At 63.7% G+C, this 23145-nt stretch carries 17 protein-coding genes and 2 pseudogenes; 3 read left to right on the top strand and 16 right to left on the bottom strand.

All coding sequences use genetic code 11. The annotated features are described in order from the left end of the window. Positions 1-2: 2 nt before the first annotated feature. The 3 genes from AU252_RS13135 to AU252_RS13125 all read right to left on the bottom strand — a co-directional run bounded on the left by AU252_RS13135 (position 3) and on the right by AU252_RS13125 (position 3503). Complete coding sequence (locus tag AU252_RS13135; protein ID WP_083510379.1) at positions 3-959, bottom strand: carbohydrate ABC transporter permease; 957 nt, start codon at positions 957-959, stop codon at positions 3-5. Positions 960-986: 27 nt separating this feature from the next. After that, positions 987-2318 carry an extracellular solute-binding protein gene (locus AU252_RS13130; protein WP_058931111.1) on the bottom strand — a complete coding sequence of 444 codons (1332 nt, stop codon included), beginning with the start codon at positions 2316-2318 and terminating at the stop codon, positions 987-989. A gap of 183 nt (positions 2319-2501) precedes the next feature. Beyond that, the gene (locus AU252_RS13125; protein WP_058931110.1) at positions 2502-3503 is read right to left on the bottom strand and encodes a LacI family DNA-binding transcriptional regulator; all 1002 of its coding nucleotides are present in this window, start codon (positions 3501-3503) and stop codon (positions 2502-2504) included. A gap of 178 nt (positions 3504-3681) precedes the next feature. On the opposite strand from AU252_RS13125, the gene AU252_RS13120 reads away from it, so the two are divergent. Next, positions 3682-4938: a D-arabinono-1,4-lactone oxidase gene (locus tag AU252_RS13120; protein WP_058931109.1), complete on the top strand. Its 1257-nt coding sequence runs from the start codon at positions 3682-3684 to the stop codon at positions 4936-4938. Positions 4939-5331: 393 nt separating this feature from the next. Here the strand turns inward: AU252_RS13120 and AU252_RS13115 are convergent, their stop codons facing one another. From AU252_RS13115 to AU252_RS13070, 10 genes are all read right to left on the bottom strand, one after another. Next, entirely contained in the window at positions 5332-6351 is a 1020-nt protein-coding gene (locus AU252_RS13115; RefSeq protein WP_058931108.1) for an agmatine deiminase family protein, read from the bottom strand. Next, the gene (locus AU252_RS13110) at positions 6348-7337 is read right to left on the bottom strand and encodes a nitrilase-related carbon-nitrogen hydrolase (protein WP_058931107.1); all 990 of its coding nucleotides are present in this window, start codon (positions 7335-7337) and stop codon (positions 6348-6350) included. The genes AU252_RS13115 and AU252_RS13110 overlap by 4 nt, the downstream gene beginning before the upstream one ends. 99 nt (positions 7338-7436) lie before the next feature. Continuing rightward, on the bottom strand, positions 7437-8048 hold the full coding sequence (locus AU252_RS13105; RefSeq protein ID WP_058931106.1) for a TetR/AcrR family transcriptional regulator: 612 nt from the start codon (positions 8046-8048) through the stop codon (positions 7437-7439). Beyond that, positions 8041-9555, bottom strand: coding sequence for a purine-cytosine permease family protein (locus AU252_RS13100; RefSeq protein WP_058931105.1), 1515 nt, complete (start codon positions 9553-9555; stop codon positions 8041-8043). The genes AU252_RS13105 and AU252_RS13100 overlap by 8 nt, the downstream gene beginning before the upstream one ends. A 287-nt stretch (positions 9556-9842) precedes the next feature. Then, positions 9843-10607, bottom strand: coding sequence for an SDR family NAD(P)-dependent oxidoreductase (locus AU252_RS13095; RefSeq protein WP_058931104.1), 765 nt, complete (start codon positions 10605-10607; stop codon positions 9843-9845). A gap of 141 nt (positions 10608-10748) precedes the next feature. Next, on the bottom strand, positions 10749-11630 hold the full coding sequence (locus AU252_RS13090) for an SDR family oxidoreductase (protein ID WP_058931103.1): 882 nt from the start codon (positions 11628-11630) through the stop codon (positions 10749-10751). Then, positions 11623-12612 (bottom strand): helix-turn-helix transcriptional regulator, encoded by a 990-nt coding sequence (locus AU252_RS13085; RefSeq protein ID WP_058931102.1) that lies wholly within the window; start codon positions 12610-12612, stop codon positions 11623-11625. Before AU252_RS13085 ends, AU252_RS13090 begins: the two co-directional genes overlap by 8 nt. A 150-nt stretch (positions 12613-12762) precedes the next feature. Next, positions 12763-13068, bottom strand: coding sequence for a hypothetical protein (locus AU252_RS13080; protein WP_058931101.1), 306 nt, complete (start codon positions 13066-13068; stop codon positions 12763-12765). 172 nt (positions 13069-13240) lie between these two features. Next, positions 13241-13759, bottom strand: a complete 519-nt coding sequence (locus AU252_RS13075; RefSeq protein WP_083510378.1) for a homocysteine S-methyltransferase family protein — start codon at positions 13757-13759, stop codon at positions 13241-13243. Between the two features lie 130 nt (positions 13760-13889). Beyond that, positions 13890-15467, bottom strand: coding sequence for an ATP-dependent nuclease (locus tag AU252_RS13070; RefSeq protein ID WP_157768980.1), 1578 nt, complete (start codon positions 15465-15467; stop codon positions 13890-13892). 677 nt (positions 15468-16144) lie between these two features. Between AU252_RS13070 and AU252_RS13060 the strand changes: the two genes are divergently transcribed. Further along, positions 16145-16918, top strand: coding sequence for a hypothetical protein (locus AU252_RS13060; protein WP_058931097.1), 774 nt, complete (start codon positions 16145-16147; stop codon positions 16916-16918). Continuing rightward, complete coding sequence (locus AU252_RS13055) at positions 16908-20456, top strand: DEAD/DEAH box helicase (RefSeq protein ID WP_058931096.1); 3549 nt, start codon at positions 16908-16910, stop codon at positions 20454-20456. Before AU252_RS13060 ends, AU252_RS13055 begins: the two co-directional genes overlap by 11 nt. Before the next feature lie 161 nt (positions 20457-20617). Here the strand turns inward: AU252_RS13055 and AU252_RS13050 are convergent. From AU252_RS13050 to AU252_RS13040, 3 genes and pseudogenes are all read right to left on the bottom strand, one after another. Then, positions 20618-21664 (bottom strand): annotated as a pseudogene (locus AU252_RS13050) (ABC transporter ATP-binding protein); the annotation flags it as partial. A 22-nt stretch (positions 21665-21686) separates the two neighbouring features. After that, positions 21687-22007 (bottom strand): annotated as a pseudogene (locus tag AU252_RS23205) (homocysteine S-methyltransferase family protein); the annotation flags it as partial. A 131-nt stretch (positions 22008-22138) separates the two neighbouring features. Then, positions 22139-22726 carry a TetR/AcrR family transcriptional regulator gene (locus AU252_RS13040; RefSeq protein ID WP_083510376.1) on the bottom strand — a complete coding sequence of 196 codons (588 nt, stop codon included), beginning with the start codon at positions 22724-22726 and terminating at the stop codon, positions 22139-22141. Positions 22727-23145 lie beyond the last annotated feature (419 nt).

Below are 23145 nucleotides of genomic sequence, written 5' to 3'. Positions count from 1 at the left end.
GGTTATGCACTCCTGCGGCGGGTGACGGCGAACTGCATGACCGAAACGAGCACGATCAGTCCGAAGAAAATGTAGGAGATGGCTGCGGAGTACCCCAGCCGGTAGCCGGTGAAGCCGGTTTCAAAGATGTACTGCACCACCGGGCGGGTTGATCCTCCGGGCCCGCCGGCGGTCATCTGGTACACCTGATCGAAGATCTTCATCGACGCGAGGATCTGGAGGAGCACGATCATCACCGTGGTGGGGGTCAGCTGCGGCAGGGTGATCGAGAAGAACTGCCGCCAGGCTCCGGCGCCGTCCAGGGACGCTGCCTCGTAGTGCTGTACGGGGATGTTCTGCATCGCGGCCAGGTACAGCAGGAAATTGAACCCCACCGTCCACCACAGCGTGGCGATGACGATCGCCCACATGGCCACGTTGGGATCGTTGAGCCAGGCGACTTTGGGGAGGCCGATCTTGGAGAGGGAGTCATTGATCAGGCCAAGCTGCGGGTTGTACATCCAGGTGAAGAACAGCGAGACCACGGTGGAGGCCAGCAGGTACGGGGCGAAGTAGGAAAGCCGCCACAGCCACTGGGCAGGCAGCCCGACGTTCAGCAGGGCAGCCATCACCAGGGCCACGAGGACCAGCGGGACGGTGCTGATGACGGTGAAGTAGAACGTGTTTCCCAGGGAGCGCCACATGTCGGCGTCGGCCAGTGCCTCGGCGTAGTTCGCGAAGCCGATCAGGCTGTCATTGGCGCCGGTCAGGGACTTGCCCGTCAGGCTCATGTAGATGCCGTAGAGAATGGGCCACACCAGGAAGACCAGGAAAAAGACCAGGAACGGGGTGGCGAATCCCCAGCCGCTCAGGTTGCTCCTGGTCCGGCTCTGCGAGGGGCGGCGTGTTGGTTGGGGTGGGGTCGCTGTGGCGATGTCCGGCTGGCCGGTGCTGCGCCGGGACGCTAGTGAAGAACTCATGAAGGACTCCTTTGTCGCTCGGTGCGGTTAGACCGGGTTGGGCCGGGAAAGAAGGGTGTTGGTGCGGCGTTCAAAGGCGTCCCAACCTGCGGCCGCCTTGTCGCGGCCCAGGAACACGTTCTGGACGTTCTCCGCAAAGTAGGTCTGCCAGTCAGAGCCCGAGCCGCTGAACCAGGCTTCGGGATCGTAGGCGATGATGTCCGCTGCGTTGGCGTAGTGGATCTGCGGCGTGAGGTCGCGGTATGCCTGCGACTGGACCACGGGCTGGTAGGCCGGAATGTGCCCGGCTTCCGCCCAGGAGATTGATCCTTTGAGGACATCGCTCACGAACTTGTAGACGTCCCGCCGCTTCGCGTCATCCACATTCAGCTGCCGCGGCAGGACGAACGAGTGCGAGTCTGCGTAGGATGCCGGCGTTCCGTACAGCGTGGGAATGGTGGCAGCGTCCACCGGAAGCCCGGCTTTCTTGAGCGTGGGCAATTCCCACACTCCGCTGAACAGCATTCCCGAGTCGCCGCGGGCGAACTCCGCGATGCCCGTGCTGATGTCGCCGGCCTTGGCAGCGACGGTGTCATCAAAGAGCGACGCCATGAATTCCAAGGACTCAATCGCGGCGTCGCGGTCCACTTTCATTGGCTGGCCGGGGATCAGTTCCATGTCCGCGCCGTGCTGCTTGTAGAGCGTGTAGAAGAGCCGCCACATCTGGGAGCCGCTGCCGAGGTAACCGAAGGACAGACCGTGGGCCTGGGTGACCTTCTGCATTTCCCTGGCCATGGCCATGAACGCCTGCGGAGACGTTACCTCCTGCAGTTGTCCGTTGCTCCCGAGGACGCCGGCCTTGCTGGCGATGTCCGTGTTGTAGAACATGACAAACGGGTGCGAATCCAGGGCGATGGAGAACACCTTGCCGTTCTGCTGGCTCTTCTCCCAGATGCGTGGCGCAAAGTTGTCCCCGGTGACGCCGTGCTCGGCCAGCAGGTCCAGGTCCCAGGGGTCAATGAGCCCGCCGGGGGCGTAACCGGGAACCCGGCTGGCATGCATGATGGCCACTTCGGGCGGCCGCCCGCCGGCCGATGCCATGGCCAGTTTGGTGTAGTACGGCGGGCCCCAGGCCAGGACCGTGGGGTGCACCTTGAAGCCGGGGTTGGCCTGGTTGGCGCTGGTGATCATGGCCTGCATCTTGATGCCGTCACCGCCGGACAGCAGGTGCCAGAACCCGATGTCCCGCAGGCCGGAGGCTTGGGCGTTTCCGCCGCAGCCCGTCAGGCCGCCTGCTACCAGGACACTGCCTAAGGCTGCCGTTCCTGTCAATAACTGCCGTCGGGACACTTGCTTCCCGAAAAATTCAAACTGCTTCACCCGTCACTCCTTTGGATGGGTCCGCGGAAAGGTCACTTCTTGTTGCTCAAAACTCCGGTTCCGGTGCGTCCCTGTTCCCGGGCCGATGCCTTCAGGGGTGACGCACGCCTCACATTACATCGATGTAATGGACAGGGCAAGAGAAAATTGTTAGCGCCCACAATTTGGTGGGCCGCTCTCGTTTCAGGTGCGGGTGCTGTCCCGCTCCACGATGTTGTAATCCACGGAAACCACGCGCTGCTCGTGGCCCCTGTCGACCATCCGCTCCGTGAGCAGGCGCAGGGCTTCGCTGGCAATGGCACGCTTGTCGAAGGAGACCGTGGTCAGTGATGGAACCGCGTAGCGGCCGTCGGCGATGTCATCAAAGCCCGCCACCGCAATGTCCTCCGGGATGCGCAAGCCTCTCTTCCACAGCACACTCAGGGCGCCGATGGCCATGGAATCCGTGAAACAGAACAGCGCCTCGGGAAGGGGGTGGGAGTCCAGGTAGGCAGTGAGCGCATCGGCAGCAGTCTGCGGCGTCCACTTTTCGCAAGGAATCAGCAGTGACTCGTCCCGTTCGATGCCGAGGATCTCCAACGCCTCTTCATAGCCCCGGGTTCTCTGGATCGCCGCAGCCGATCCCCTGCCTTGGGTGGTTCCCAGGACGGCGATCCGTCGGCGCCCGGACTGCGCCAAGGCGAGCGTCATGTCGCGGGCGGCACCGAAGCTGTCCACGAAGACGCGGTCGGCGAGCCTTTGTGTGACCTCGCCGAGCAGGACCACGGGCGGAAGGGCAACGCCCACCTGGACGGCGCTCTCGTCCAGCACCACAGGGTTGAGGATCAGCCCGTCGATCAGGTTGGAGCGGGCGCGCACCATGAGTTCGTGCTCGCGCTGGGGATCGGAGCCGGTTTCCTCGATCTGCACGATCCAGCCCTGCTCGTGCGCCACCTCCACAATGTGGTGGGCAATTTCTGCCGAGTACGGCGTGCCGAGATCAGGCAGGGCCAGTGCGATCACACCGGACCTCCCGTTGCGCAGTCCGCGGGCGGAGAGGTTGGGCACATAATCTAGCTCGAGAATCGCCTGCTCCACCTTGGTCCTGGTGGCTCCGCTCACCGGAATGATCCCATTCATCACGTTCGAGACCGTCTTGGGTGAAACACCGGCACGACGCGCGACATCCTTGACCGTTGCGCGCACTTCTCCCCTTTCAAAGCCTTTTGGGCCAGAGCCGGCGGCCAGTGAATGCCGCCGCGGATGACCTGCTGACGATGTTACCGCCCTCCTCGGCGGCAGGCGGCCGAAGCGTCTTGACAGGGAAATTGTTAGCGCTCACAGTTGGTGGAGCGAAACTTACCTTCACCCGAAAGCCGAGCACATGAAGAACTGGGCAGGAAATCTCAACTACTCATCAGCGGACGTCCTGCGCCCGGAGTCGGTGGCTGAGCTCGCCCAGGTGGTGGCGCGCTCCGGCCGGGTCAAGGCCCTGGGATCGCGGCACTCTTTCAACCGCATCGGGGACACGGACGGCGTGCACGTGCTGCTGGATGCACTGCCGCAGCACATCGAACTGGACTCGGACCGGCAGAGCGTCCGCGTCAGCGGCGGAGTGAGCTACGGTGCCCTGTGCCGTACGCTGCAGCAGTCCGGCGTGGCCATCCACAATCTGGCGTCGCTCCCCCACATTTCCGTGGCCGGGGCAGTCCAGACGGGCACCCATGGATCCGGTGTAAACAACCTCTCCCTGGCCGGAGCGGTGGAGGGCATTGATCTGGTCCGGCCCTCCGGCGAGCAGGTATCGCTGTCCCGCGCGGACGGCGAGGAATTCCTGGGCAGCGTGGTGGGCCTGGGCGCTTTTGGCATCGTCACCGGCCTCCAGCTTGCCGTCCGGCCGAGCTTCAGCATGCGCCAGCGTGTATTGGAAAACCTGCCGTGGGAACGGGCACTGGCGGATTTCACGCGGCTTGTGTCCAGCGCCTACAGCGTGAGTCTTTTCACCGATTATGTGGGCGATAGCATCAGCCAGGTCTGGCTCAAGGCGTTGGACTCGGAGCCTCCCCTCGGTGAACTGTTCGGCGCCACGGCAGCCACCGGCCCGCGGCACCCGTTGCCGGGGATGTCGGCCGAGAACTGCACCGTCCAGATGGATGAGCCCGGGCTATGGCTGGACCGGCTACCGCATTTCCGCCACGAGTTCACGCCCAGCAACGGTGAGGAACTGCAGAGCGAATTCATCCTGCCGCTGGAGCAGGCACCTGCTGCGATCCAGGCAGTGCGGAACCTGGCGGACAAACTTGCACCCCTGCTGTTTGTCTCCGAAATCCGGACCGGCGCCGCGGACGAATTCTGGCTCAGCCCCTTCTACCGGCAGCAGAGCGTTGCGCTGCACTTCACCTGGAAGCCTCTGCAGCCGCAGGTGGAAGCCGTTCTTCCGCAGCTCGAGGACCTGCTGCGGCCGTTCGGGGCTAGGCCGCACTGGGGCAAGCTTTTCACGCCCGGCGGTCACGACTGGGACTCCCTGTACCCCCGCTTAACGGACTTCCGCTCGCTGGCATCGGCGCACGATCCGGAGGGAAAGTTCCGCAACGGGCTGCTGGACAGCATTCTCGGCGTCCCGGCGGTGAGCTCACGGTAAGCGGTTGGCGAGTAAGGGGAGACGTCGCGGCAACCGCCAGCTGGTCGCTGCCACGGCTTAGGCGCTCCCGCACACACCACCAGTCCTCAAACGGACGACGGCGGGACACCCCGCCGTCGTCCGTTTGCGTTGGGTGCGGCTCCCCTACAGCGCCGACCAGCCGCCGTCGGACGCAAGGATGGCCACGATGTTGGTGATCGTGGGGCCGGGGGCGACGGCGTTGAAGCGCAGGCCCTTGGGCCCGTACACGGCGGTCGGAAACATACGTCAGTTGCCGAGTGCAACTGAGCGTCCAACGGCTGAGGCGAGACTACCGGTGGTATTGCCGTGGAAAGCCTCTGCTGTGGGCGGCGGGCACGTCGCCCACAGCAGGGGTCTTCATGGCTGCCGCGGTCAGACGGCCGGCTGATGCTGGGTGATGCAATGGATGCCGCCGCCCCGGGCGAAGATGGCGCGGGCATCGACCGTCACCACTTCCCGGCCCGGATACGCCTGCTCCAGGATCCGGCGGGCTCCCGCGTCCGCGGGGTCGTCGAATCTGCAGGCGATGACGCCTCCGTTCACCACCAGATGGTTGATGTAGCTGTAGTCGACCCAGTCGAGCTCGTCGCGCAGCGTGTCCGGGGCCGGTACCTCCACGATGTCCCAGACACGGCCCTGCGCGTCCCGGGTCCCGGCGAGCATCGCGATGATATCGGCGGTGATCTGGAAGTCCGGGTGTGATGGGTTGCGCTGGGAGTGGACCAGCAGCACACCGGGCGACGGGATAGCGGCCACGATGTCCACGTGTCCGCGGGTTCCGAGTTCCTGCGAATCACGGGTCAGCCCACGTGGCAGCCAGATGACATGCGTGGCGCCGATAGTGCGGGCCAGCTCGGCTTCGACGTCAGCCTTGGTCAGGTGCGGGTTCCGGAACTTATCCAGCTGCACCGTCTCGGTGACCAGCACGGTGCCCAGACCGTCCACCTGGATCCCGCCGCCTTCATTGACCAGCGGGCTGTCCAGCAGCTCCGCACCGGCCTCCCTCACCACTTCCGCACCGACCCCGGAATCCTTGCCCCAGCTGGCCCATTCCTGCTGCCCCCAGCCGTTGAAGACCCAGTCCACCCCGCCCAGCCGGCCGTCGTCGCCGGTCACGAATGTGGGCCCGATGTCCCGCATCCAGGCATCGTCGAGGGGCGCTTCCACCAGGTCAATGCCAGCCGAAAGATAAGTCCGCGCGGCTGTCATGTCTGGCGGGTCCACGACCATGGTGACAGGCTCGAAATCCGCCACAGCATGCGCCACCGCTGCCCACGCCGTGCGGGCCTCATGGGTTTCCTCCGCGGTGTGCCCTATCGAGGATCGCTCCGGCGGAAATGCCATCCAGACCCTTTCCTGGGGTGCCGTTTCGCTCGGCATCATCCAGGTCATGGCTGGGCCGCAGTCTGCTGTGCGGATACCGCCCCGTACGGACGGTCGAAATCGACGTCCCGGGTGAGCTCGGCATAGGTGTCGGGGCGGCGCGTGGTCAGGAACGGGAACAGGTCCAGCCAGTCCTTGCGCTGGTCCAGGTCAAGGTCGGCCACCAGGACGGCTTCCCGGTCCCGCGGCGCTTGGACCAGGACGCGGCCGTAGGGATCGGAAATGAACGAGGAACCGTAGAACTTGATGTCGCCTTCGTCGCCCGTCCGGTTGGGGACCACCATGAACGTGCCGTTCGTGATGCCGTGGCCTGTGATCACGTGCTGCCACAGCGGCTGGTGGTCGAACTCCGGGAAGGTCGGCTCCGAGCCGATAGCCGTGGGGTAGACCAGGATTTCCGCGCCGGCCAGCGAATACAGCCGGGCGACCTCCGGGAACCATTCGTCCCAGCAGGTGGGGAGTCCGACGGCGGCCCCGCCCAGTTCCGCGGGGCGGTGCACGGGGTAGGCGTCGACGGCCGGCCCGGCACGGAAGTACGTGTCCTCGTAGTAGCCGGCGCTGACGGGAATGTGGGTCTTGCGCGTGCGTGCCAGCAGCTCCCCCTGGGGCGAGACGAGGATGGCGGTGTTGAAGCCCAGCCCGTCGTTTCCGTCTGAGCGCTCGTAGAGCGAGGCGTGGACGGTGACGCAGTGCTTCCGGGCCGCGTTGGCGGCGAACTCGAAGGTGGGGCCGCTGAGCAGGTCCTCGGCATTCCGGGCAGGGTTACTGCCGGCCCGGACGTTGGCAGGATATTTGGACAGCGTAAGTTCCGGCAGGAACACGGCCCTGGCTCCGGCGTCGGCGGCTTTGCCGATGGCCCCGGTCAGCACCGGCCTGAGCTCGGCGGCGTTTTCGCGCCAGCGGTGCTGGACCAGGGCCACTCGGAGCGGCCGGCGGGTGCTTTCCTGGCTCCGGGCGAAAGAGGCGGGCGGTTCGGTGTTGGCGATGATGTCCAAGGTGGTGCTTCCTAACGGGACCCTAGGGGTCCTTGCATAATCGCGGGATTCCGCTGGAATCGCGTCGTTTGATAAGTGGTTGAGGGTTGGGTCGGTGGTTCATTTGCCCAGACCCTGTCCGGAAGGTTCATGCAGGGTCGTCGGGCGTGCTGTGGTGAGTGAGTCGATGGCCGTCGTCAACAGGGAACGCGCGTGGTCTGTGGTGATGAAACCGTTGAGCCAGCGGCCGGAGATCCCTTCCACCAAACTGGTGAGGATCTCCGCAGTGACTGCGGCCTCGTCCTCGCTGGTGCCTTCGCTGGCGGCCACGATGGCCTGGGCGATCTCGCGGTTCCATTCCGCCGTTGTCCGTGAAAGCGGTTCCGCCAGCTCCTGTTCGAAGATGGAGCACGCCCGGAGCTCGTTCCAGGCCACCGAATTCCGGCGGACATCAGCGTCGTCCTTGATTTCGTCAAGGAGCAGGTGCCTGAAGTGCCGGGCGCGGTCTTCCGCGTCAGGGGAGGAGGGGGCGGCGTCGTCCTTGCTGACCTGCTTGTTGATGTGTTCAAGCGTTGCGGCAAGCAGGCCGGCCCGGTCGGTGAAGTGGTAGTACAGGAGGCCCGGCGAAACACCGGCTTCTGCAGCCACATCGTTGACCCGCATTCCCCGGACGCCGTTCCTGGCGATGCAGGTGGTGGCGGCGGTGAGGATCTTGGCTAGTTTGTCAGTCATGGTTTGACAGTAATACGTGCTCACCTTCCTCCCGTGCGGACTCCCTCGTTGCGGCGGGTTCGGGCCAGAACCGCAAGGCCAGCAGATAGCCTGCCGCTCCGATGATCGTGGACCCGATGAAACTGAGATCGATTCCCCCGGCGAGCTGCGAGAACGGCCCGGTGTACAGGGACGTGTCCGTCGCGAGCAGGCCGAAGACTGAACCGATGGCCCAGGGAATTACCGCGCGCAGGTTCCAGCCGTTGCTGAACCAGTAGCGTCCGCGCGGTCCGCTGGCCCGGAAGAGCTGGAGGTCGGCGGCGTGGTACTTGCCGCGGCGGGCGATCAGGAATCCCAGGACGTTGATGGCAACCCAGGGTCCGGCGAAGCCGTTGAGGACCAGTGTCATGGCCGTAATGGAGTCCACCGCGTTGAAGACGAAGACACCGACGTAGAGAAGACCGACTGCGATCACCGAGGTGATGAGGGTGGTGTGGATCCGCCGGAGCCTCGGGAAGAGGGCTTCGAGGTCCAGTCCGCTGGCGTAGAGGTTGAGCACGCCCTGGCCGAGTCCGCCCGCCAACGCGATGATGAGGATCGGCAGCAGATACCAGGCCGGGGATGATTTCACGAGATCGGCGACGTACGAGCCGCCAAGCTCCGGCAACGCCGAGGCCGTGAAGGCACCGAAAAGGGCAGTGACGAAGAGCCCGAGGAAGACGCCGAGGCATGCCGAGGTCACCACCGAACGGTCCGAGTGCCTGGTCCGCGAGATGCGCCGGCTGTAGTCGCCCAGTGTGGGTGCATAGGAGAGGGGGCCGCCGACGGAAATGACGGCCGAGAGGATCCACGTGGGCCAGAAGTCGCCCAGGAGGTAGTCGGCATGGACTGTTGTGGGGCTGAACGTCGGTGCGAAGGCGACGACGCCGATGAGGAGCAGAACGCCGACGACGGGTGCGACGAACTTCTGCATCGCCACCACGGTGCCGTGGCCGAAGAGCGCCACGAGAACAATTTCCACGGAGATCACGGCGTAGCCGATGGCGAGCGTGACGCCGTCGACGGGTATCCCGAGCAGCCGTTCGGCGGCGGCAACCAGCGCGTCGCCCGAAGTCCAGACCGCGATGGCGGCGTACGCAAGGGCGAACACCAGGGTCAGGGCGGAACCGATCAACCTCCCGCGGGTGCCGAAGTGTGCGGCGCTGGAAACGGTGTTGTTCGTGCCGGTCCGTGGCCCCAGGAGGGCCATCGGGGCGATCAGGGCTGTACCAACGAGGAGACCGGTGAGGCTGGCCGTGGCGGCGCCGACGAAGTCCAGGCCGAAGGTGATGGGAAGCCAGCCGAAAACGATGACCGAGAAGGCGAAGTTGCCGCCGAAGAACACGGTGAACAGGTTCCGGGGGCGGGAGGTGCGTTGTTCGTCGGGAATGAACTCAATGCCGGCCGACTCAATGCGGCCGAAGCGGTCCTTGTGCGCGGATGCGGCACCGACGGAATCCGCGTCTTTGCGGAAGCGCGTGCTGATCATGGCAAGCCTTTCGTGAGCTACATCACGTTGATGTATTGCATCAACCATAAGGCCTGACTGAATTTTCAGTCAATAGCTGATCTACAACACGCATCTCCGCCACCATGCAGCACCGGACGGGTCGGAGCGGCCGGCGTCCGGCTGAACTGTGGTGGGGCCTTACGGTGGTGGGTGATGAACGACGGCGGGACCTCCCGCCGTCGTCCGTTTCCGTTTTGTCAGGCGTCGCTGTGGGCGAGGTTGCTGGAGAGCCCGCGGTGGGCGCCGGCCTGGTCCCGGGCCTCCGTTCAGGCCTGGTCGGTGGGCATGATCCAGAGCTCTCCGATGGAGGCGTGCCGGGGCCGGGTGACCATGTAGCCAACGCCGTCGGCAATGTCCTCCGGGGCCAGGACTTCTGTCTGCTCGTAGAAGGGGTCGATCATTTCGCCGCGGACCTCGGCGGTGTTGTGTGAGCCCAGCTCGGTATCGACGCCGCCGGGTTCCAGGACGCCGACGCGGACGTGGCGCTGGGTGACTTCCTGGCGGAGGGATTCGGTGAAGCCGTTGACGCCGAACTTAGTGAGGTTGTAGACGCCGTACCCGTTCCAGGCGACGCGCCCGGCGATCGAGCTGATGTTGACGATGTCCGCGACCCGGCGGGGACTGTCCTCGGCGGCTTTGAGCAGGTGCGGCAGGGCGGCGTGGGTGGTGTGGAGCAGGCCCTGGATGTTGACGGCGATCATGCGTTCCCAGTCCTCGGGGTCGGCGCCGACCACCGGGCCGAGGAGCATCAGGCCGGCGTTGTTGACCAGGATGTCCAGTTGCCCGAAGCGCTCCACGGTCTGGTCGACGGCGGCCTGGGCCTGGGCGCGGTGGGTGATGTCCGCTTCGATGACCAGGGCGGTGCCGCCGGCTTGTTCGATTTCGGCGGCGAGGGCTTCCAAGCGGTCACGGCGTCGGGCGACGAGTGCCACGGAGGCGCCGAGTGCGGCGAGCTGCCGTGCGGTCGCGGCTCCGATGCCGCTGCTGGCGCCGGTGACGAGGGCGGTGGTTCCGGTCAGGTTCGATGTCATGGGGTGTTCTCCTCCGGGGTTGGTGCCGGGTTTTGGGCAGCCGGAAGCTGCTGGCGTCCGGCTGGACTGTGGTGGTGGGGCCTTGCGGTGGTGGGTGATGGACGACGGCGGGACCTCCCGCCGTCGTCCGTTTCCGTTTTGTTAGGCGTCGGTGTGGGCGAGGTTGCTGGAGAGTTCGCGGTGGGCGTCGGCCTGGACCTGGAGGGCCTTGCCACGGGTCTCAAAGACACCCACGGCGTCGGCTCCGGCGGCGAACCGCAGCGGGGGTTCGTCCAGTTCGGCGAGCTGGATCAGCGCGTCGGCGAGTTTGGCCGGGTCCCCGCCCTGCAGGCCGTTCATGCTTTGCCAGCCGGCGACGGTCTGCGCGGTGCGTTCGGCGTAGTCCTCAATGGTGGACTCCGCGTAGCTGGTGGATTCCGGCGTGAGTAGCTCGGTGCGGAAGAACCCCGGTTCCACGATCATGGAGCGGATGCCGAACGGTGCGACCTCGGGGGCGAGAGATTCCGCCCAGCCCTCCACGCCGAACTTCGACGCGGCGTAGGCGGACAGGAACTCGCCGCCTGCGAGGCCAGCGGTGGAGGAGATGGTGACCACCAGGCCGGAGCGCTGGGCGCGCAGGACCGGCAGGGCGGCGCGGGTGACGTTCATGGGTCCGAACATGGTGGTTTCGATCTGTGCCCGGAAGTCCGCCGGGGTGATTTCCTCGAAGAACCCGGCGTAGAAGTTGCCGGCGTTGTTCACCAGGACATCGATCCGGCCGAACCGGTCCACGGCTGCCTGGATGGCGGCGGCCGCGTCGGCGGGATCGGTGACGTCGAGCTTGACCGCGAGGAGGTGCTCGTTGTCGCCGACGGCCTGGGTGACCTTTTCGGGGTTGCGGCCGGTGGCGACCACGGCGTGGCCGGCGGCGAGGGCTGCCTTCGCGATGTCGGTGCCCATGCCGCGGCCGGCGCCGGTGATGAACCAGACCTTCTTGCCAGTGGTGTTTTTGGCCTTTTCAGTGGTGGTGTTTTGTTCAGTCATGGGAGGGTTCTGTCTTTCCTGTGGTGCGCCCTGGCTGCGCCTGGGAGCGCACGGGGGCGGTGGATCCGCCGGCAGGATCGCCGGCGGTGGCTGTTTGGGTGGTTTCTTCGGGTGGCGATGCCGCCCAGCTGGCGAGGAATGCCAGCGCGTTTTCGGATGCGGAGCCGGGCTCGGCGGTGAAGGTGAACACGGCCTGTCCTTCGTCGCCGGGGAGGTCCAGCGTTTCGTACTGCAGGGACAGGTCGCCGGCCACCGGGTGATGGAAGCGCTTGGTTCCCTTGGTGTGGATCCGCACGTCGTGCCCGGCCCAGAGCGCGGCGAACAGGCCGCTGCGCGTGGTGAGCTCGCCGACCAGCTCGTTCAGGGCGCGGTCGTGGGGATTCCGGCCCGATTCCAGGCGCAGCATCGCGACCATGATGGCCGCGATCGCGTTCCAGTCGGGGTAAAAGTCACCTGCGCGCGGATCGAGGAAGATGTAGCGGGCCTGATTCGGCAGCCGGCCCGGAGTATCCCGCCCAAATGACACAGCTGAGTTAAATACCTCGGAGTACAGGGCCCGTCCCAGCAAGTTGCCGGCGAGCACGTCACCACGGCCGTTCTGCACCATGCCGGCCACTCCGGTCATCCCGTCCAGCAGACGCAGCACCCCGGGACGGACCCGTTGCTGCGATGGCCGCCGGGGCGTCCGGCTCGACGGCGCGTTGGCCGTCCGCGCCAGGTCCATCAGGTGTGCGCGTTCGGCTACATCCAGCTGAAGGGCCGAGGCCACGGCCTCGAGCACCGAGTCGGAGACGCCGCGGATGCTGCCGCGTTCCAGCCGCGTGTAGTAGTCCGTACTGACTCCGGCGAGCTGCGCCACTTCCTCTCGGCGCAGACCCGGCACACGCCGCAGTTCCCCATAGCTGGGGATCCCGGCCTGCCCCGGGCTGACCTTCGCACGACGCGAAATCAGGAACTCACGGATGTCATCTTTTCTGTCCACAAGTTCCACGGTACGCAGGCTGTTTGGCTGGCGGCAGTGTCTATCAGACACCCCCAATCGGTGGGATAGAAGCAGTCAGGAGGAAAGGAAACGGACGACGGCGGGGCCTCCCGCCGTCGACCGCTTGAATTAGTGCCGAATACTCAGTGGTCAGCCCGCACCCTCACCCTCGCGGGCCACTTCCTCCAGGATCCTTGCAGTGGGCGCTGCCGTCATCAGCTGCCCTATCACCTCGGGCTTGTCCCATACCTCGCTGCGGAGCCGGTCCAGAAAGACGGTCGCAGCATCCTTGGTGTCGAAGTCAAGGAGCACGGCCACGCTGTTCTGGTCGTCCGTATCCCGGAACAGCCGGACAGACCTGGCGCCCGAGGCGGCGCGGCCTGCAGGATCGCTATCGAATACCTTCTTGAAAGCCTCGTAGTCCCGGACTGGATAGCTGATTTGCAAGGTGAACATCGTTGTTCCTTTCCCTGGGTCTGTATCAGACCAAGATAGGCCGTACATCGTCATTCCGATAGGGCCGGAGGGCCGGCCTTAAACCGGTGATGCGTTGGCCTCCTCGCGCGGGTATTGGGGCCCCTACAGTGCCGACCAGCCGCCGTCGGATGCGAGTATGGCGCCATTGATGTTAGTAGGCATCCGCTCCCCCGTCGATGAGGCCCTCGGCCTGCAGCGCGAAGGTCTGCTTGAGGTAGTCGTAGCTGGTGTGCCCGAGGCTGGGGAGCTTGGTGCCCGGCCCCATCGAACCCAGGACCCACCGCATCCGTCCGTCCACGGCTTCCGCAGCCTCAGGCGCGTTCGCGGGCGATCTCCGCACCCTTCCGGGCGAGCTCTTCAGTCCGGTCGTCGATGCCGCAGTCGGAGAGGTTGACCAGTAGGCCCCGCAGGTGTTGGTTTCGACCGCGTCGACTCCCACCGCGAAGTACGCGTCATGAATGTCCGCGAGGACATCGGGTCGCGTGGCGTTGAGGATCTCGTTGCAGCCTTCCAGCCCGAGGAAGTCGTCCTCGAGCGACAGTTCCCGCCCCTGCAGCATGGTGCATACCGCCCCATCGGCAATGACAACCCGTTGGTTTACTGCATCCAGCAGCTCTTGGGAGCGAACGGGACGGGGGACGGACTCAATATCACGCGCAAAACGAGGCATCTAACAGACGACAGGCGGGCCGGAACATTGCGCCGTGTTTCTGTGTACTACGGCGGGGTGGTCGGGGCCCAAACATTCTGCCGAGCCCCAGGACAAACGGAAATTTTTCGGCTTTGAGCGGGTGCAACGGTTAAGTGTGGCTATTGGCGGCGTCGATAACCGAAATGACCTCCAGCACTTTCTTCTTCAAGTCTAGGGGCCACTCGTTTCCCCAGTTCTTAGTCGCAACTTTTGAGATGGCGACTTTGCTTGGCTGCTTAATACCAAGCCGATCGGCCGCCAGGGGATTCGACCAACGATTCTGAGTGGGCAGGCTCCGCTTCTTCGTGGAGGGGTGTGCGGTATATATCGCGCTGGTGAGAACCTGTTCCGGTACGTAGTTCTCGACTGTATAGCCTGCGGTTACCCATGCCATGCCCGTTGATGGGTCGTCATTGAGATCATCTATGACCCGTCGCTTACTGCTATTGAGACCCGCGCCGCTGCTCTTCTTGTCAGAGTCAATAAAGACCACCATGTACCGATTTAGGCTCCGAAGGGAGATGAACTCCTCAACTTCTTCGGCGTCGAGCGGCGATAGTGCACTGAGCAAGGAGCCGCCATAGAACATGATGGAATAGTGCGTTCCTTCAACGAATTTGCCGGGAGCGAGGTGCTCGATCCAGTGTTTGAGATATATGCGGTCGGAGGGTCCTTCAACCCACAGGACTGCATTTGTCTGGACTAGGTCCGAGGGACGGTATCCGAGGTCTGCACACACCGCGGCCCTCTCTCGCGCGGCACCGGCGTACCTGAGGCTAGAAGCACCATCCTCGCGGGTAACATGAAAAATGCTACCGATCTCTGAGTCGAGCATGTGGGCAGAGTGAGTCGCGATGAAGTACTGGTTCGTTGTGTTCAATGCAAGATATCGAAGCAGCTTGCGTTGGAGGATCGGGTGCAGGTGGACCTCGGGTTCCTCGACGCACAAAATTGAGTTCTGAGTGACCGTCGCCGCCGCCGCAATGATAACTACTTCATGAACGCCCGTTCCAACGTTTTCAATGGGAAGAGTGCGCCCTCCTTGGGTGACGTGGATTGTCGACAGATCATGAGGTACGTCTATAGTGATGGTGGCGTCGTCTAGAACAGCGCGGACGAAGTCCTGCACTTTCAGAAAGACTTCCTTGTCTTTCAAGTGATCGGTCGATGGATTCTGCAACTCCAAGAGGCGGCGCTTGATGCTCCGCCCGTTCAGGTCGGGATCCGCTTCACTGTCGTCAGAAATTGACCTTATGCCGCCCACAGTAAATGCTGCTGGAGGAAGCGCGCGTTGCCTGGCAATCCAGTCAAGAACCCGGTAGGCATCGTCTCCTGCGCCTCCGCCCCTGGTCCCGGTCAGTTCACCAGACAGTTCGCGTGCCAGTTCGCCGCCGCCTGCTTCGCGAGCCATTTGTTTCAAGGCTTCACCCTCTATGAAGCCCTTATCTGAGACTCCGAAAGCCACGAGGTCGGCACCCAAGGTTGAAGCTATCCCCGGAAGACGAAGGAAACTCCGCAGACTCTCCAACCGCTCAGCGGACTGGCTTCCCATCTCTCCCCAGGTGAGGACCTGGGCAATGTCATGCAGTTCCAGCCGAGCGAAGGTGTGCTCGGCATCTCCAAGCGGGCGATCCCACTTTGAAACGGGCCTTTTCCCCTCCTCCTCGGTGAACGTGTCAGCAATCACCCGCAAGATGTTGGATTTGCCGGTGTTGTTCTGGCCCGCGAAGAGATTGACCCTGCGTAGAGGGAAGAGCACTGCCGGTTGATCCGATGGGAAGCTTCTGTACCCGCGAAAGATGAATCCTTTGATTAGCACGTCTCAATCATCACCTAGCCCACGATCGATACCGATTATTGAAGACCAGACCGCTGTAACACCTGTTCCAGCGGCGTGGCCACGCAGTCCTCGACCTCGACGATTCTCTGGGCGTCCGCAGGGTCGACGACCAGCGAGTCGTCAATACTCATCATGAGATCGACGGCGTATTTCGCTCGCTTGTTCCGTCGGCCCAGTTCATCTGAGGGCGCCTTGTGCACCATGCGAGAGGACCGACCCTTTGGCCAGGTTCAGGGGTGGCTGGCCCGCTCCTGCGTGGTGAGGTAGACGAAGCCGAAGTCCTCATGCAGCCCTTTGTGGATGTCCTTAAACTCGTGCGTCACCAGCGTAGAAGAGCAATTTGTAGCATGTGAACTACTTCGCTAATCTGCCTCAGAAATGAGGCTTAGCTGCCGGTAGTAGGAGAGGGTAGGGGCCTGTGAGTCGGTGCAGACCAGTAGCGGCACGCATTCCTGCGCCGGGTCGTGTATGAATGGAGAGGGTTGTTGGGTGCTGGCTGCGGGCCGGCCTGATTTTGGGGGCGGATGAACGTCGTGACCATGTTTGATAGTTGGTGCTCGAAGGGGGTGCTCACTTCGATCGCAGGCCAAGCATCTAGCCAAATTGACTCTCATGACGACGCCACGGGCGTTGCGGTCCTAGCTGCCAAGCTTCCCGATGCCTACGCCGAAACGACGGCTCTAGCGTTGATCGCAGAACGGCATGGAAAGCCCGGGGTGGCGGCTTTTCTCCGCCACCGACTGCCAACAAAGAAGAGCGCTCGATCCGGCGACATGGGTGAGATCCTGGCGACCGCGTATCTCGCCGAGGAGCGCGGCTACGTCGTCGGACCAAGTCGGCTCATCGACCGTGACCACCAAGAGTGGGCGATGAGGGGTGACGACGTGCTCGCTGCCAGGATTGACGCCGGCTCAGAGCTGCGCATCGTCAAAGCCGAAGCCAAGAGTCGCGTCACCGTCGGTGGAGCAACAGTCAAGGAAGCCCGAGAGGGGCTCGCCCGAAACGCCGAAATGCCCTCCCCACATTCGCTGTCCCAGTTCGCTACCCGACTCCTGAAGACATCTGATCGCGAGATTGGTGAGGCCGTACTCGACTTGCAGCTGACCGACGGGGTGAGGCCGGATCGCGTACGTCATTTGATGTTTCTGCTGACGGCTGGCGACCCAAGCGCTCATGTTGGCGCAGATCTCAAAGCATACGCTGGCACGGTCCCCCAACTGACCGTTACGCTCCGAGTCCAGCAACACCAAAAGTTCATCAATGACGCCTACGACAAGGTGGTCGCCAGTGTCCCGTGACGCACAAGCTCTGGTCGCTGGCCTCAGCGCCGCCACAGACGCGCGCTTCCGCAGTCGCCTATTGGCCCGCGGACAGGCCCAGTCAATGATTCGCCGGGACGGCGTGCTTCCGAACGGCTCGCCGGAGTTCAGCCCCTTCCTCGACGCCGACCTCCTCAACTACGGCTACGCGCTACTCGCCGACGGAATGGACCTACTCGAGGAGCTAGAAGCAGACGACGACGGTGACGGCGACGGCGACGCGACCAGCCAAATTGAGGTCGCCCGGCTAGCGTTCATTCAGAGCTCATACGCTTTGGAAGCTGCCACTCGCAACGCCGCGGATACTCCCGACAAGCTGTTTCATCGACTCATCGCGGGTGCGGCTAGCCATCTCGGTGGTTACGCCGCCCGTGCGTTCTCGCTGATGGAACGGAGCCGGGAATCCGGCCAGTTGACGCCCATGGAGCTCACCCTGGCGGACCTGACAATGCGCAATCTCGACGCCATCGAGGAACGAACACGGCTGTTGCGCTCTTCCGAAAATGTCTCGGACGACGTCCTGCTCGCTTCCCTCTCGGGCGGCGACAACGATGCCGACAACGACGCAGTCAATCCGCTTGGCCCCGTGGCTCTGCTGCTCGGCGAGAACTACCTCTCGGCCGTGTCCAGGGGACTCTTTGGGATCGAGGTCGGCGAACGCGAACTTCTAGCCGAGGCACTGGAGGATCTGACTCTCGGCGAGCGTGCCTCGATGGACGTAAGCGCTCCCGGACCTTGGTGGGTCTACCGGCTCACTCGTCGGATGCTCGGCGACCTCTTCAACACCAGCATCGACGCCAACGTTCCAGTCGACCCGCCAACCGGCGGCGACGACGTAGTCCCTCGTTGGCGCTACCTGCGCCGTACCTTCATTGAAAACCTCCTGGCACGAGGGCGGTCCGAGATCGACCTGTGGCCCTCACAGCTCCACGTCGTGGATCGGATTTTCGCCGACGTGCGCGACCTCGTCGTTGCCCTTCCCACCAGCGCTGGCAAAACCCGGATCGCCGAACTAGCGATCCTGGCATGTCTGGCACAGGGGCGGCGTACTGTCTACGTCACCCCGCTCCGTGCGCTCTCTGCCCAAACCGAGCAGGTCCTGACCCGGACGTTCGCTCCCCTCGGAGTGCGAGTGTCGTCACTGTACGGCAGCATGGGGATCAGCGATGTCGACGACGACACGTTGCGTTCAAGTGAGATCGTGGTCGCCACCCCGGAGAAACTGGACTTCGCGCTCCGATCCGATCCCTCGGTATTGGACGACGTCGGGCTGGTCGTTCTCGACGAAGGTCACATGATCGGGGCGTCTGAGCGTGAGGTGCGATACGAGGCCCAGATTCAGCGGCTCCTGCGCCGCCCGGACGCCTCAACCCGTCGGATCGTCTGCCTGTCAGCCGTGTTTCCCTCCGGTACAGAGTTGGAGGACTTCGTCGCTTGGATCACCGACGACGAACCCGAAGGCCTGCACCAGGAGACCTGGCGCCCAACCCTGCAACGGTTCGGCCTCGTTGAATGGCTTGGCGATCACGCTCGGCTGGCAATTACCCTGGGGTCTGACCAGCCGTTCATCCCTAGATACTTCGAGGCTAAACAGCCGATCGGTAAGCGCACGAGGCCGTTTCCCGCGGACCAGCGCGAGTTGGTGATTGCGACAGCGTGGCGATTGGTCGACGAAGGTCAAACGGTTCTTGTCTTCTGCCCCCAGCGCAACTCCGTCGAGCCGTATGCGCGCGAAATCATCAAAATGCACAGGCAAGGCCTCATCACCGCCGTTCTACCTGACCACGTCGACCTGAGCGGGGCGCTCGTTGTCGGAGCCGAGTGGTTCGGTGCCGATCATCCGATTCTGAGGTGCCTCGAGCTCGGAGTCGCCATTCATCACGGAGCCTTGCCGGGTCCGTTCCGTAGAGAGGTTGAAAAGCTTCTCCACGAGGGCACGTTGAAGATCACTATCGCCTCGCCGACCCTTGCACAGGGACTCAACCTCTCAGCGTCTGCGGTGCTATTCCACGGTCTCAAACGCGGCCGCGAACTGCTGAAGGGCTCCGATTTCTCCAACGTCATCGGCCGAGCTGGGCGTGCCTTCGTCGACACCGAGGGGCTGGTGCTCTACCCGATCTTCGAGCCGCGAGCGTACCAGCGACAGCGACTACGGCAGGACTGGCTCCAGCTGACCCAAGGCGATGGGGGCAAGGCGCTGGACTCAGGCCTCATCGCGGTCGGCTTAGCACTGCTCGGCCGGATGCACATCTCCCGCGGGGCTGGGCCTATCGAGCCTTTTCTGGACTACCTCACAGGTGGTCCGGACTGGGCCCTTCCTGTCCTGCAGCAAGAGTCGGCGGCAGACCACGCGACAGCCGCTGCCGCATGGAGCTCCAACCTCTCTTTGCTCGATATCGGCATTCTCAGCATCATGGGAGACGGCGCTTACGACGCCGACCCGGATGCTGCCACGCAGGTGATCACTGATGCTCTCGTTGACTCACTTTGGGAGCGTCAGCTACGCCGCCGAGACACCGGCGTAGCTACGGCCGTCCGCGAATTGGTGACGGGCCGGGTCCGACATCTTTGGCGAACGTCGACGCCTTCACAGCGTCGCGGCTGGTATCTAGCTGGGCTGGGCGCCGACGCCGGGTCGAGCTTGTCTGCGATTTCAGGGCAGGTGGTCGACCTAATGGAGCAAGTCGAAGTCGGCCTGGTCTACGAGGACTACATCGCCGCGTCCGACCGACTCGTCGAGATCGCTGCTGTCGTCTTTGGTCTGGACACCTTCGCCCCCGAAGTCTCAATTGATAACTGGAGCGAAGTTCTTCGCCAATGGGTTCATGGGCTGCGCCTTGCAGACCTTACCGGGGACCGCGTTGCTATCGCGCAGTTCATCGAAACCGACCTGGTCTATCGCTTGGTCTGGGGCATGGAGGCCGCCCGGGTCTTCGAAGCTGCCCAGGGCAACGCACTCGCCGAGACGCTGAGTGGCACCGCCGTGACCGCGGTCGAGACGGGGACCTTCAACTGGTCTGCATCGGTGCTCATCCGCTCCGGCTTCGACCATCGCCTCGCCGCGCAGAAGGCCGTCGTCAGCACTGGCGCCGAGTTCGACTCGGTAGCGGACATGCGCCAGTGGGTCAATAATCTCGACCCTTGGTTCGCTCACGACGAAGCGTGGCCAAGCCCCGAATCTCGGCAAGCGTGGGAGATGTTCGCGTCGCACGCCCGCCGCCCGCGCCTCCGGCAATGGGGGCGCAGCACCAAGGACATCGACGATGTTACGTGGTACGGAGTTGTGCCTGGCCCAAAGACCTGGCTCCGCATCACCGAACTTGACGCAAAGACTGTCCAAATCTGGACGACTGGCTTTGACCTCCTCGGCGAGGCTAGTATCCAACTGAATCCCGAGCGACTCGGGATTCTTCGCGCGCAACGCATGTCTAGCTCCCAAGGGATCCGTTTGCTGTATCGCGGCCCCCGAGACCTCTTCGCTTCCACAGGCTCAAGGAGTTCGACCCAGCCCCCGTAGCACGCTCCTACTAGATAAGACACCTTGCTTCGGCGTCATCGTGAATCACTTGCTGTCCTGTTGGTTGCGGATACGAGAACTCGTTGATTCATATCCAAGGGGTCACCATCTGAATAGGACACACCGGACCGCCCCGGCCTCCTCGCGAGCAGGCTGCCCCCTTAAACCTCCGCCACAGGAGCCGCGAACTGAGCCTCGTACAGCCGGGCATAAGCCCCGCCCTCAGCCAGCAAGGAAGTGTGGGTCCCCTGCTCCACAATCTGGCCGGCCTCCATCACCAGGATGAGGTCGGCGTCGCGGATGGTGGACAAACGGTGCGCGATCACGAAGCTCGTCCGGTCGGACCGGAGGGCACGCATCGCCTTCTGCACCAGCACCTCGGTCCGGGTGTCCACCGAGCTCGTGGCCTCGTCCAGGATCAGGACCGACGGCCGCGCCAGAAAAGCCCGCGCAATCGTCAGCAGCTGCTTCTCACCAGCGGACACGTTGGAGCCTTCATCCTCCAAAACCGTGTCGTACCCCTCCGGCAGCGAGTGCACGAACCGGTCCACATACGTCGCCCGCGCCGCCTCCAGGATCTCGTCCTCTGAAGCAGATGGCCGCCCGTATGCGATGTTGTCCCGGATGGTCCCGCCGAACAGCCACGTATCCTGCAGCACCATGCCCAGCCGCGAGCGCAGCTCGCGCCGGGGCACTGAGGTGACGTCCACGCCGTCGAGCGTTATCCGTCCCGCATCCAGCTCGTAGAACCGCATCATCAGGTTCACCAGCGTGGTCTTGCCCGCTCCCGTCGGCCCAACGATCGCCACCGTCTGCCCCGGCTCCGCCACCAAAGAAAGCGAAGAAATCAGCGGCTTGTCCGGCGAATACGAGAAGGAAACAGATTCAAACACCAGCCGCCCCCGCCCAAACGCAGGACCCGAAGAAGCAACAGGCTCCGCAGACTCCTCGTCCTCATCCAACAACGAGAACACCCGCTCGGCGGACGCCACCCCGGACTGCAGCAGGTTGGCCATGGACCCCAGCTGCGCCAGCGGCATGGTGAACTGCCGCGAGTACTGGATGAACGCCTGCACGTCGCCCAGCTGCATCGCCCCGGACGCCACCTGCAGGCCGCCCACCACCGCGATCCCCACGTACACCAGGTTCCCGATGAACGTCATGGCCGGCATGATCAGCCCGGAAATGAACTGCGCACCGAAGCTCGATGCCGCCCCGGCGGGTTTCTTCCTCGCTCATCTCGTCCGGTCCGGTGGCGCAGTTCAGGCCGATGGCGTCGACGCCGAGCGGCTCGAGCGCGGTGAGTGCCGCGCCGATCTCGGATCCCATCAGCATGGTTCCGGTGGTCTCGACGGTCACCTCGACGAAGATGGGGAGCCGGACGCCGCGGGTCACGATGGCCTGCTTGCAGCCGTTGACCGCGGCTTTGGTCTGCAGGAGGTCCTGGCTCGTTTCGATGAGGAAGGGGTCCGTTCCCCCGTCGACGAGGCCCTCGGCCTGCAGGGCGAAGGTCTGCTTGAGGTAGTCGTAGCCGGTGTTCCCTAGGCGGGGTGGCCCCCAAGGACTAGCCCCGCGCCCTGTGGCAGGCGACAAGAATGGCGCTGCAGCATCGTGGGACGAGGCGCCTCCTGGGCCTCATAATCTCTTGGTTGATACCCACATCATGGGCAGGGCGGTGATGTTTAGGCGCCGGCTTTGATCAGAAGTGCATCCACCAGCATGAAGAACATTGATCGGTGATCGGTAGCCTTCGGGTCGGTCATGTATTGAATGGCCGCTCCGTCGTAAATCATGAGGAAAGATCGCACAAGCGTAGGAAAGCCGATCAGGCACTTTTCACCGCTGTGGTTGGCAGCGGACGAGAATATGCTTCCTAACTCTTTTTCGTAAGCGGGATAAATTTTTGCGGCCAGCGGGCTGACGGGGGCGTTGCGTGTTGCCCACAGAATGAGTTCGATCTCAGCGAGGAGGCTGGCTGGCTCTTCTTCTAGTGCACGCCAGTAGCCTTCCGCTACTTGTTCCACAGCCTTACGAAGTCCCAAGTGGACCGGGACGTCGCCGGAAAAGCTGCTGAGGTTCTTCAGCCATGCCTCGGCGGCCGCGTCCATGAGTTCGTCTTTTCCGCTGAAGCAATAATGTGCCGTGGCCAAGGGGGCATTAGCCTCCTTGGCTATAGCCCGGATGGTCACCGACTGAACGCCCTCACGACGCATCAGTTCAACCGTCGCTGCAATTAGCTGTTCTTTCCGTTCCTCTGCGGGTACCCGCATAGCCCACTCTCTAGTCTCCAGGTTGCGGCCCGACAGGGGCCCGTTCCCTAAGACTAATGGCTACACCTTTGTCCTGAACCATTGACTGGAACAAACGTCTCCGTCCCGACGCGTGCCCCGCGTAATGATGGTCGATCTCGGCGGCGTGTGGCTCCGGCAACGACCGGCCGCAGCCAGCCTCAGGGGTCAGGCGATGGGATTGGCCTGGGACGTAGCGGTGGATCACCGTAGCTGCATTGATGGTGCTGCCTGGGAGGTCCAGTGGGTCGAAGTGGATCAGCCTGTCGTGTGCCCCGCCCCACGGTTCAACCAGTGTTGGTCCCGTGGGGTGGGGCACATCTTCGTGCTGCTGGACAAACCGGCACTCTAACTACCAGCAGCCCTCCCATGGGGCCAAGCATGAACTTGTCCAGACCCCC

The sequence above is a fragment of the Pseudarthrobacter sulfonivorans genome, from assembly GCF_001484605.1.
GTDB classification, from domain to species: domain Bacteria; phylum Actinomycetota; class Actinomycetes; order Actinomycetales; family Micrococcaceae; genus Arthrobacter; species Arthrobacter sulfonivorans_A.
Note: the sequence above shows the minus strand (reverse complement) of the source record. Positions and strands in the feature narration are given on the sequence as shown.